This is a genomic window from Rhodococcus sp. MS16, from assembly GCF_013277795.1.
Taxonomy (GTDB): domain Bacteria; phylum Actinomycetota; class Actinomycetes; order Mycobacteriales; family Mycobacteriaceae; genus Rhodococcus_F; species Rhodococcus_F globerula.
The window spans coordinates 131,242-142,876 of the sequence record NZ_VBTM01000009.1 but is presented as its reverse complement, the minus strand read 5'-3'; the positions used below and the strand labels follow the sequence as shown (position 1 = coordinate 142,876).

Below are 11,635 nucleotides of genomic sequence, written 5' to 3'. Positions count from 1 at the left end.
GTCGTTGAATTGTCCTAGTCAACCGTGTCCTGTGCCGTATCCAGCGCTGTATCCAGGGCATCGAACTGTTCACGCAGCGCCTCGATCGCTGCCCGCACAGCGGGCCGCTCGCTGTCGGTTCGCCAGGCTACATAGATATCGCGTCGCAGCGGCGGAAGTGTGTCGCGCATCCGAACACCTACCGGTGGTATCACTCTCGCGAGACGCGGAATCAGCGCTACGGCAAGCCCTTGCGCCACAAATTCCACTTGCGCGGGGAACTCGGCTACCTCGTAATCGATTCGTGGGTCGAATCCTTGTGCGCGCAAGACTCTGACGGTGAAGGTGTGGAAATCCGTGCCGCGCGTCCAACTCGCCCACGCGTGGTCGGACAACTCGCGCAGCGCAACAACCTTGTTCTCCGCCAGCGGATGTGACGCGGGGATGGCGACCACCGCGACGTCGTCGTACACCGGGGTGAACGAGAGTCCGTCAGGGAGTTCGATGGGCAGAGTGCTCCAGCTGTCGACCACAACAACATCCAGGTCGCGGCGGATGAGGGCGGGGAGAAGTTCCTCGGATTCGCCTTCGGTGAAGGTGATTTCGAGTTGAGGATGCGCGCGTTTGATCTCGGCGACAGCTTTCGGCAGCACCGTCCGGCTGGGAGAGACGAGTGCACCCAGGCGCAGTCGTCCCGTCACTTCGCTGTGCAGCGACGCGATTTCGGCTTCGGCCTGCGCGAGGACCGAGAGAACCTCGGCGGTTCGCCGGGCGAGGACGCGGCCCGCTTCGGTGAGCCGTACCCCGCGGCCTTGGGGAACGAGGAGCGCCACACCAACTTCGCGCTCGAGTTTGTTCAGCTGTTGTGAGATGCCCGACGGCGTGACGTGCAGAGTGCGCGCGGCAGCGGCAACTGATCCGTTTTCTGCGACGGCGTGCAGGGCACGCAGCCTTTCGAGGTTCAACACGGTAGTAATGCTACGCAATATGCGATCCGAATATTTGCTTGTGCTGAATAGTTAGCGGCAGGAACATTGTGGGAGTGACCACCTTGACCTCACCCACGCGCACGCCCACCCGAATTACTCAGGCTCGCTTCGATCCTCGACTACTGGTCATCGGCGGCGCCGCTGCTATCTCCGTCAGTTCGATTCTGATCAAACTGGCAGATGTATCGCCGTCGACGGCGGTCTTCTTCCGGTGTTTCCTGGCCTTGCCGCCGCTGGCCCTGCTGGCGTGGCGCGAGTATCGACGGGTGGGAATGCCAACCCGAAGGGCGCTGGTGCTGCAAGCATTGGGCGGCATCCTGCTCGGGCTGGACTTTGCTCTGTGGTCGCAGTCGATTCTCATGATCGGCGCCGGGATAGCAAGCGTCGTCGTGAATGTGCAGGTGATCGTGGTGCCCGCACTGTCCTGGCTGGTGTTCGGCAATCGCGTTCCGCTGCGCTTTCTGTTTGCGTTGCCCTTCATGTTCACCGGAATTGCCTTGGCGGGCGGTGTGTTCGGCGGCGCAGCGGCCGGGACGGATCTGCTGTGGGGAACAGTGCTGTCCCTGATCTCCGGAATCGCCTACGGCGGCTACATCTTCGTTGTCGGCCGGATCGGCGCGGCCGACCGTGCGGCGAGTCAGGTACTGGTGTCGACAGCCTCGGCAGGTATTGCCGGTTCCCTGATCGGATCACTGTGGGGGCAGATCGATTTCACCCCCGGCTGGGAAGCGTTCATCTGGCTGGCCGCTCTTGCTCTGGTCGGCCAGGTGTTCGGCTGGATGCTGATGGGCTATTCGCTACCTCGGCTGCCTGCGGAGGTGGGTGCGACGCTACTGCTCATGCAGCCGGTACTCGCCGTACTGCTGGCGGTCGTTCTCCTGGGTGAACGGCCAAGTGCTGCGCAGCTACTCGGGTGCGTCGTAGTTGTCGGAGCGGTCTCGGCCGTCTCCGTACGTCGCACCCGAGTAGGTAGTGCCGTCTAGTGCACCCGCATCTCGCCGGGCATCCACATTCCCGAGCGGGTTGCGGTGCCCGTCTCCACTTCTGCCGGAACGGCATTCGGGAAGTACCGGTCGTAACGTTCGAGAGATCCCCAGTCGCGGGCCCAGTCGTTCTTCAGGTACGTCGGGACTGCCGTGGCCTCGGCCAGGACCTCGGTGAACCCGAGCGGCCCGCCGTTGTCCGCGGACTGCCACGTGTCGGTCGAACTGACAGCCAGTGGCCGGTCCGGGAGGATGCGGAAGTTCGGCATCTCTGCGACGCCGTTCACATGCGAGAACGGACGCTGGCACGGGAACTGAAGGCCGACAGCCCAGTCCAGCAGAATCGGCTGCTCGCTGCCGAGGTACGAGTTGAGTGACTCGAGCTTCGGCACGCGTGGCGGTGTGAACGCCATCCACTGATCGCCGGTGAGGTTGGGATCGAAGGCAACCACGCGGACGGCGTCGGCGTCGGTGGCGAGTTCGTCGATCGGGATCCGAACGTTGCGCCACGACGGCGCCGGCCCGATGTCGCGGGGCATGTACGAACCCTGCAGTGCCACTGTCCCGTCCGGCTGCGTCTTGCCGTACTCGACCAGCAGTGACTGGCCGTAGGTCACCGCTCCGGTGTTGTCGACGGACCAGACGCGTCCGGCTACCGACATGACAACGAGCGGAGATTGTTCACTGCGAGCGGGTAATTGATACCAGCTCGAGATCAGTGACGCCGGTTCCTGCACGCCGGCCTGGTAGCTGCCCATGATGGGCGTAGTGGCCGGGTCGAGGCCGTAGGGGAGTTTGGCGGTGGACCCGTTGACGCCGATATTGCCGGTGCCGCCGCTGGTTCCGGAGTCCGAACCGGTTTCGAATGTGGGTCCGACGCTTTGGGTGTCGGTGTTTCCCATGCCCTGCTTGACTTCGATGTAGTCCGCGGTCAGATCGGTGGGAACACCATTGGCGGAGAAGCCCTTCGCCTCTTCGCCGGCCAGGGGGTCTTCGGCATTGAATCCGGGACGGGGGATAGGCGCCAGGTTGCCGGAGTTGACGTCGGTCTCGGCCAACACGTCTTCGGCCATGCCGCAGGTTTTTCCGGCGAGGGCTTCGATGTTGCTACGGCCCAGTGAGTATGCCGGGTACTGGGAGACGGCGCCCTTGAGGAGAGAGAGGACTTCGAAGAGCACCATGAGGCCGGCGATCACGGTCAGAGGTGCTGCGGCAAATTTGCGAATCCGCTTGCCCTTGACGGTGTTCGGCTTTTCCGGTGCCGCCGCAAATCCCTCACGCAGGTACTGCCAGGCCGCGACGGCCAGAGCGAGCCCGAAGAGTGCGAGGAACAGGGTGTTTGATTCGTGTCCGCTCAAGGAAACGGTCTTGTCGAACCACGGCACACCGTAACTCGAGACATACCAGTAGCCGTTGATGCCGGCAAAGGTCAACGCCAGCATCAGGAGCAGGCCGGCCACGAACACCGAGCGGTTGCGGCGCGATCGCAGTGCCGACGCGGATACTGCAACAGCTGTCAGTGCCGCGAGCGAACCGGCGATGCCGGCGTACGCACCGAAGTGGTGAGTCCACTTGGTGGGGTTGAACATCATGAAGAAGATGGTGCCGAAGACAACTCCGACCAGACGCCACGACGGACCCGTCGCGGCGCCGGGAACCCGGCCGCGTCGGAGCAACACGAAGAGCGTCGTGAAGAGGCACAGGATCATCGTCAGGAAGGCGAATCGGCGGGCTACCGAGCCGTCGACCGTGTCGACAAAGAGGTAGTAGTACCGCAGGAAGTCTTTGTACCACTCGAGATTCGGTCCGATGATGGTCCGGACGCGGGTGGCCTCGAGAACGCCGGCCAGCGTCTGATCAGCAAAGATGACGACAAGCACCAAGGTTCCGGCCGCCGCGATCGGTGCAAGCAGTGGGAGTGTGCCGACCTCACGGTGACGCTTCACGACGATTCGGATGAGGGGCCGGATACCCGCGAGAAGTGCTGCGATACACATCAATCCGGTGGGGGCAGCAGCGAGCGTGAAGGCGCCGATCAGCACTGCAACGGCAGCCGGGAACAGTCGGCCGGTCGCGATGGCGCGCTCGATGGAACACCACGTCAGCAGGGCGCCGAGCGCGACGATGGGCTCGGGTCGCAGACCGTTGTTGTAGGCGAGCCAGAATGCGAGGAAGACCATCCCGCCGGTCCACAGCGCGACGTTGCTCCGGCGGACCGCACGTCCGAGGCGTGGAACAACTTCACGGCTGATGACCATCCAGCACAGGATTCCGGCAATCAACGCGGGCAGGCGCATGAACGGGCTGGCCGTCGAGATCTTGGCCATCACCGCCAGCACGTCGTAGTACCAACCGAACGGGGCTTCGGGGACGCCGAACCAGCGGAAGTAGTTGGCCATGTATCCGGCGTCGGGAGCAACGCGGGCCATGGTGAGGAGATAGCCGTCGTCGGAGGTGTTTGCGCCGATGAAGTGCCACAACGTCAACGTGCCGACAACAACGCCGTCGAGTCCGGAGAACTTCCACCAGCGTGCGGGGAGGAAGCGGCGGTGAGTGCGGCCGTCGATTCCGTCGAGCTTGGCGAGGGCGATCAGCGACACGATGGTGGACAAGACGGCCACGATCATCGCAACCAGCTTGAGCGTCGTCGGACTGGACGAGAACCGGGAATCGACGGTCATCGAGAATCCGAGACCCTCGGGGGCCGCGCCGTCGGGGAGGTCGCTGAAGACACCGACCACCTGGGGGCGGAAGTCGCCGTCGAGTTGTCCACGAACGGGGTTGCCGTCGGGGTAGGTGAGTCCCTCGAATGCTGCGGCGGTCCGGTCGACGTCGGAGTTGAACGTGATGGCGTTGCAGCGACTGGACTCGACGTCCTCACGCGAAGCCGACGCCACGACGACATTGCGGTCAAGGACGTCGACGTTGCTTTCGGACACACGCACGAACATGGAACTGAGGGCCGCACCGTCCCCCTGAGCGGGGGCCGTGGACATGAGGATGCCGCCGCCCGCGGGAAGGGAGCCGACAGCGGTGCAGGGTATCGACGCGTTGACGTCGATGGGGACCTGAGCCATCAAGGGTGCCTCGACGTCGCCGATGACGCCGTTCTGCGGCCAGTTGACCGCTGCCGTCGTCTGCACCACAGGAAGAAGCGGGGTGGCGAGTGCCAGAACAAAACCGATGAGGCCCGCGATTATCGCGATCAATCGCGTTTGTCGGAAGCGCATCAGTGCATCCGGACGGGATGGCGGCGAACTCGGAGTTAAGGGTGGCACTGTGGCGACGTCTGGCACGGCTACCGATGTTATGCGAGTGTTACCCGTGGACCTACCGTGCCCGGGAGGTTTGGTAGGTCCACCGGTAACAGTTATGACTGGTAACGAATCGGACCTGGTGTCCAGGTGCCCGAACGGGTCTCGGTTGTCACGTCGATCTGAGCGGGTTCCGCCGCCGGATCGAGCGGTGTGTACTGCTCGAGCGAACCCCAGTCGCGATCCCAGTCGTTGTCGAGATACGTCGGCAAGGTGCGGGCTGCGAGCAACTCACTGGTCCAGCCGAGCGGACCGCCGCCGTAGTGGTCCTGCCAGGCATTGGTGGACTCCGCACCGATGCGATCGGGAAGGATGCGCCAGTCCGGAACTTCGGCCACGCCGTAGAGATGATCGACCGGACGCTGGCACGGGAACGCAAGACCCACAGCCCAGTCCATCAGTACCGGATCGGTGGATCCGACAACGCTCTGCAGAGTGCGCATGTCGGAAACCCGCGGCGGGGTGAGTGCAACCCACTTCTCGCCGCCGATGTCGGAGTCACTGGCGATCACACGCACGGTGTCGGCATCGGCGGGGAGCTGATCCATCGGGACACGCAGGTTGCGCCACGACGGAGACGGGCCGATATCGATCGGATCGATCTGGCCGAGCGCTGTCACGCTGCCGTCGGCCTGCGTCTTGCCGTATTCGACGTGGACAACTGCACCTGGTGTGACGATGCCGTCGGTGTCGACGTAGCGGATACGCCCGGCGGCAGCGATGGTCAGCAGCGGCGCCGCGTCACTGCGCTGCGGCAAGGCGTACCAACCGGTGGTCAGGGAAGCGGCTTCCGACGAGCCGAAGCTGCCGAGAACCGGAGTGGTCGCGGGATCGAGGCCGAACGGGAGCGCAACGTTGCTTCCGTTGATTCCGGCCGTCGACGCCGATCCGCCTCCGGTACCTGCGCCCGTTCCCGGGGTGGTGGTGCCGTTTGCCGACGTGGTGGTGTCGAGGCTGTTGGCGCTGCCGGCAGCCTTGTCCTCGGCATCTGCGGTCAGGTCGCTCGCCACTCCGTCCGGGGTGAATCCTGTTGATTCGGTTGCCCCGAAAGCGCCTGCGCCTGCCAGGTCGGCGGGGCGGTCGATCAGCTGCAGAACACCGGTATCGGGATCGGATTCGACCAGGACCTCGCCGGCGAGGCCACAAGTTCCGCCGAAGACGGATTCGACGTTGGATTTGCCGATCGAGTACGCCGGATACTGCGCGACCGCGCCTTTGACCAGGGACAACACCTCGAACAGCACAACCGCGCCTGCCGCGATCGTCAACGGGGACGCTGCGAGCAGGCGAGCTGTCCGGCCGTTGTTCTTCTTCGGAGTCGACTTCTCGAGGGGTTCACGAACGTGGAACCACGCAGCCAGCAGCAACGCGAGAATCGTCAGGCCGAGGAACGCGGTGGAGAAGCCCTTGCCGGCGATGGACGGCGGCTTGTCCCACCACGGGACGCCGTAACTCGAGACGTACCACCAGCCGTTGGAGCTGGTGAACGCCACGGCCAGGATGAACAGGATGCCTGCGGCAAAGAGCGCACGGTTCCGTTTGGAACGCATGCTCGACGCGCTGACTCCCACCGCGGCGAGCACGGCCACCGTCGCCGCCAGCCCCGCGTACACACCGAAGTGGTGGGTCCACTTGGTCGGCGTGAACTGCATGAGGAGCAGCGACGCGAACACGATGCCCAGGATCCGGCGCGACGGCCCGATCGCGGTGCCGGGAATCCGGCCCTTCCGCAGGATCAGCATGACGCAGAAGATCAGTCCGACGATCATCACGAACATGCCGAAGCGGCGTGCCAACGAGCCGTCGGGGGAGATGGTCATCAAAGCGTCCCAGCGAACTCGTTCCTCGAACCACGGGACGTTGGGGCCGATAGCTGTTCGCACCCTGGTCGATTCGAGCACCGTTGCCAACGTCTGATCGGCAAACACCGCAACAAGTACGACGGTTCCGGCCGCGAGGACCGGCATGATCTGCGAGAAGAAACCCACTCGTTTGCCTCGGGCGATCAAGATCTGCACAATGGGGCGCGCCCCGGCGAGCAGTGCACCGATCGCGATGAGTCCCGACGGGCCGGCAGCGAGGGAGAACGCGGCAATCAGCACCGCAACCGCCGCAGGCAGCAAACGGCCTGTGGCAACGGCACGTTCGATGGAGCACCACGTCAGCAGAGCGCCGAGCGCGATGATCGGTTCGGGACGCAAACCGTTGTTGTACGGCAACCAGAACGCCAGGAACACGAGGCCGCCGGTCCAGATGGCAACCTTGTTGCGGCGCACCGCAACACCGAGCCGCGGGATCACCTCGCGGCTGATCACCATCCAGCACAGGATGCCGGCGATCAACGCGGGCAACCGCATCCACATGCTGGCAGTACTCACCTTGGTGAACGCCGCGAGGACGTCGTAGTACCAACCGAACGGTGCCTCGGGAACACCGAACCAACGGAAGTAGTTGGCCATGTATCCCGAATGTTCCGAAACCCGGGCCATGCCGAGGAGGTATCCGTCGTCGGACGTGTTGGCGCCCACCACATGCCACAGCAGGAGCGTGCCGATGACCAGGCCGTCGACGCCCGTGAATTTCCACCACCGCGCCGGGAGGAACCGTCGTGCGCGTCGGCCGTCGACGCCATCGATCCGGTGTAGCGCGTACAGCGAGACGATCGTGGAGAGTGCCGCGACGATCATCGCAAAGAGTTTGAGAAGTGTTGGGCTGGAAGAGAATCGGGAGTCGATGTCCATGTTGACGGACAGGCCCGCAGGTGGAGCGCCTTGCAGATCGGTGAAGATGCCGACAACCTGCGGACGGTAGTCGCCGGTCAGGGTTGTAGTAAGGCCGTCGATTCCGGTGACGGTGGCGACGGTCTGCTGGTAGTCGCTGGTGATGGTCAGCGCGGTGCATCCGGTGAGTTCGCCCAATGGCGCCGAGATCAGGACCGATTCGCGGGTGATCGCCTCGAGGCGATCCGCGGTGGTCCGAACGGTCAGGCCGCGCGCATCGCGGTCGGGCGCACCGTTCGGCATGGTCGAGACCAGCGTGCCGCCGTCTTCGCCGAGCTGGCCAAGCGCGGGGCACGGGATGGTGATGTCGAGGGAGGTCGGGGAGTAGGAGATCAGCGGCGCCGAGACGCTGTTCAACGATCCGTCCTGCGGCCAGCTGACACTTGCTGCCTTCTGATCGACCGGGAGGAACGGGGTGGCGAGCGCCAGCAGCATGCCGAGCAGACCGGTGACGATCGCGATGATTCGTGCCTTCTGCACCCGTTGGGCATCCGACTCGGGGCGAGCGTCGGGGCCAGTGGGCGGAGACTGCGGGGGCACTACTACGTCAGACGGCACAAGGAACGATGTTAGGCGAGTGTCGCCCGTTACATCCTGAGAGACGACTTAAGGAAGCGCTACTTGTTGGTCGTCTTACCGCTCACGAGGTCACGGACGTCCCACACCCAGACGTCGTCGACCGAGGTGGCGTCGAAGCCCACCAGAGCGTTGACCGTCTGACGCAACGCGTTGTCGTTGCTTGCTTTCGGGAGTACCAGGACGTCGGCACGCCAGAACCGCAGGTCGGTGAGGGCGTCGGCGCGGGTGGTGGCGTCGACAACGGGGATCTGACCGGTCTCGTTGGTCTTGACCAGAAGCGACGACGTGGGGCGGAACTCAGCCCCGTAGATGCCGCCGCGGGTAATCGAATGAGGGCCGACGAAGTAGCCGCCGGCGATCGGGAAGCCGAAATCGGCATCGATCTGCCAGCGCATGGCCCGCGCTTCTTCACCGCTGGACACGGGAACCGACACGAGGCTGCCGTCGCTGACGTAGTTCTCCCACGATCCGCTGGTGATGAACTTCGGGGTGTCCGGGCGTTCGACGGTATCGATGCGGGTCGGAATCAGGACAACCACTGCGAGTGCCAGCACCGCCAACCACGCGCCGGGCAATATCAGGCCAGGGCCGCGAGAATTGCCGCCGCGGGGATTACGAAGCTCCACCAGCGCGCGATACGTACCCAATGTCAGCAGCAAACCGATGGCGGGAATTGCACCCATGGCAAAGCGTGACTCCAGGACCGACTCGAACAGCGGCAAGTGGGCCAGGAACTTCCAGGGCAACGTGATGCCGGTGTGATCGCCCTTGTAGACAAGCTCGGACCCCAGTGACAGCACGCCCATCACGACGATAACGGCCGCAGCGGCGCGAGTGAGCTTCATCTTCCACAGCCATACCGTCGCGAAGAAGATCAGAATGACGATCGGCCAACCGAAGTACGAGTTCTCCTCGGTGGGGTTCATGCGGTACTCGGCGCCGGTCTTGTCGCCGCCCATCGATTCGGTGGGGAGGGTGGTGAACGCGCCGAAGTCGGCTCCCGCCTGGCCGTGGCCGACGCCGTCGTAGCTTGCGGGGCCGAAGAACTGTGAATGGAGCGGTATCGCAGTGATGAGGATGGACACGATTGCGCCGACGGCCAAGCCGGGCAGGCTGCGCTTGATCGCAGCCCGCGCTCTCGGAAGATCCGAGAGTGCGTACACCGCGCCGAACACCATCGCGGACATGGTGAAGATGAGGAGTGGTTCTTCGCCGAGGAAGATCTGCCACGCCATGAGCAGGCCAAGGACGACGCCGTCCCTGACCACATTGGTTCCACGTGAAACGCGGATAACCTGCATGAAGATGAACGGAATGACAAAGAAGGCCACAAAATTCGGGTGACCGTTTGCGTGCGAGATCATGGCAGGGGCAAATCCGCAGAACCCGCCACCAATTGCGGCCGCACACTTCACCCGAACGGAAACGCCCGTCAGCACATGCCGAGAAAATGTCCAGTACCAGGCGATTGCGGTACCGGCCAGGCCTAAGGTCAGCCCGATCGCATAAGTCGGCGTCGGCCCGAAAAGCAAGGTGAGCGGCGCCAGCGGCATGCTGATGCCGAACATCGCGGTATTGGCCATCAGGTTCACACCGAGCGGATAATTCAGCAGGTCGCTGTACAACGGTGTGCGGAACTGAGAGAGCGCGTGCGCGGTGTCGGCGAAGAACCATTCCCACATCGACTGGTCGCGGCCCGCGTTGACCAGATAACCGGACTCCAGGTTGCGCCAGAGATTCGACATCACCCAGAACGCGGCCAGGACAAAGAGCACCATGATCGCGAGATCGACCATCCGGCCTCGGCTGATAACTGAACGGACCCGCCCTGGTGTCGCCTCGACCAGCTGTTGTTGAGGTTCGGGCAGAGTCTCGGTCATGCAGTCGGCGCCTTTCGGATGAAACCAACCTCGGTGGTTGTCTCGGTGGTTGTCTCGGCGGCTCCTCGGTGGTTACGAGGTACCCGCTGAAGGTATCGATTCGATAACTTATCCCGCCAGCGTAACGAACGATGCCCTCGAGGCCAGCCTGTAGCTGCGCGAGCAGGCCGTATTCGGGGCAGTTCAGGCCCGCTCGTGCCTCATTCGAGATAACCGGTCGGTCGAGTTTGGCGGCTTTGTGACATGGGTACCTCGGAGGTGTCCTGCTCGAATTCGTGTACCCCGAATTCGTTCAAACAGCCCCGACGGATCGCGTTCTCGACAAAGCGGGAACCCATCGGGGTCACAACCTGATGGGATGGTGCTTGTGCATGACGAACACACGGGTTTGCGGCGGCGCAGGGGGTAAACGCGCAGCGAGTAGGAACAAGGCTCGTAACGGGGCTCGCCTCGGGGCTGTCGGGGCAGTGGCCGCCCTTGCCGTCGCGTTCGGCAGCACCAACGCGTCGGCGGGAGTCGACAACGCGAGTTCGATCACGGACGTCAAGGGAAACCGCATAGAAGTCCTGCAGATGGACACAGCCATCCACACAGTCCCGCCGCTCGACAGTTCGCCACTGAGCGTCGAGTTCTTCCACGACGGCGTTGCGTCGGTGCGCATCGACGGCCCAGATGCGGACAGTTTCACCGGAACCCAACTGACGATCGGCTACCAAATCGGCTACCCGATCGCGTTGACCGGTGCCACGGTTGTCCTCAACAGCCCCGGACTCGACTGGGGCGTGGAGAGCGGAACCAACCTCGGAATCGGGTTTATTCCCGAACCGGCTCTGGGACTCGATATCTCGAATGCATTTGTACTCGGTGGAGACATCATCCCGTCACAGGAACTTGACGTGGATTTGGCGCCGGGTGGAATTACCGACGTGGAGTTGCTCGAAGATCAGACATTCGACGGCCGCGAAGCGACGGTGCGGATGCAAGGAATCCACGGATACGTGCAGGGTGCCATCGGTCCGGTCACCATCCGGCCGTACGCAAAGGCCGTGACATCCAATGGGGACACGGTCGTCACATACGGAGCGCCGCAGAGACTTTGACTTTAAAGGGCAGAGGCTTTGATCGTTACGA

Annotated in this window: 6 protein-coding genes; 2 read left to right on the top strand and 4 right to left on the bottom strand. The window is 63.6% G+C overall.

What is annotated here, in order from left to right:
- Positions 1 to 14: 14 nt before the first annotated feature.
- Complete coding sequence (locus FEZ60_RS20870; protein WP_045066351.1) at positions 15 to 947, bottom strand: LysR family transcriptional regulator; 933 nt, start codon at positions 945 to 947, stop codon at positions 15 to 17.
- Between the two features lie 65 nt (positions 948 to 1,012).
- On the opposite strand from FEZ60_RS20870, the gene FEZ60_RS20865 reads away from it, so the two are divergent.
- Complete coding sequence (locus FEZ60_RS20865; protein ID WP_172936958.1) at positions 1,013 to 1,951, top strand: EamA family transporter; 939 nt, start codon at positions 1,013 to 1,015, stop codon at positions 1,949 to 1,951.
- On the opposite strand, the gene FEZ60_RS20860 is transcribed toward FEZ60_RS20865, so the two are convergent.
- From FEZ60_RS20860 to FEZ60_RS20850, 3 genes are all read right to left on the bottom strand, one after another.
- Positions 1,948 to 5,247, bottom strand: a complete 3,300-nt coding sequence (locus tag FEZ60_RS20860; RefSeq protein ID WP_172936893.1) for an arabinosyltransferase domain-containing protein — start codon at positions 5,245 to 5,247, stop codon at positions 1,948 to 1,950. The two genes, FEZ60_RS20865 and FEZ60_RS20860, sit on opposite strands and share 4 nt — an antisense overlap.
- Before the next feature lie 74 nt (positions 5,248 to 5,321).
- On the bottom strand, positions 5,322 to 8,480 hold the full coding sequence (locus tag FEZ60_RS20855; RefSeq protein WP_172936957.1) for an arabinosyltransferase domain-containing protein: 3,159 nt from the start codon (positions 8,478 to 8,480) through the stop codon (positions 5,322 to 5,324).
- Between the two features lie 182 nt (positions 8,481 to 8,662).
- Positions 8,663 to 10,504 (bottom strand): glycosyl transferase, encoded by a 1,842-nt coding sequence (locus tag FEZ60_RS20850; protein WP_172936892.1) that lies wholly within the window; start codon positions 10,502 to 10,504, stop codon positions 8,663 to 8,665.
- Positions 10,505 to 10,857: 353 nt separating this feature from the next.
- Between FEZ60_RS20850 and FEZ60_RS20845 the strand changes: the two genes are divergently transcribed.
- Positions 10,858 to 11,604 (top strand): MspA family porin, encoded by a 747-nt coding sequence (locus FEZ60_RS20845; RefSeq protein WP_172936956.1) that lies wholly within the window; start codon positions 10,858 to 10,860, stop codon positions 11,602 to 11,604.
- The last annotated feature ends 31 nt before the right edge of the window (positions 11,605 to 11,635 follow it).

Excerpts from the sequence above, each read along its gene's own strand:
- FEZ60_RS20850 (WP_172936892.1), bottom strand. The coding sequence starts at position 10,504 with ATGACCGAGACTCTGCCCGAACCTCAACAACAGCTGGTCGAGGCGACA.
- FEZ60_RS20855 (WP_172936957.1), bottom strand. The coding sequence starts at position 8,480 with ATGCTGCTGGCGCTCGCCACCCCGTTCCTCCCGGTCGATCAGAAGGCA.
- FEZ60_RS20845 (WP_172936956.1), top strand. The coding sequence starts at position 10,858 with ATGGGATGGTGCTTGTGCATGACGAACACACGGGTTTGCGGCGGCGCA.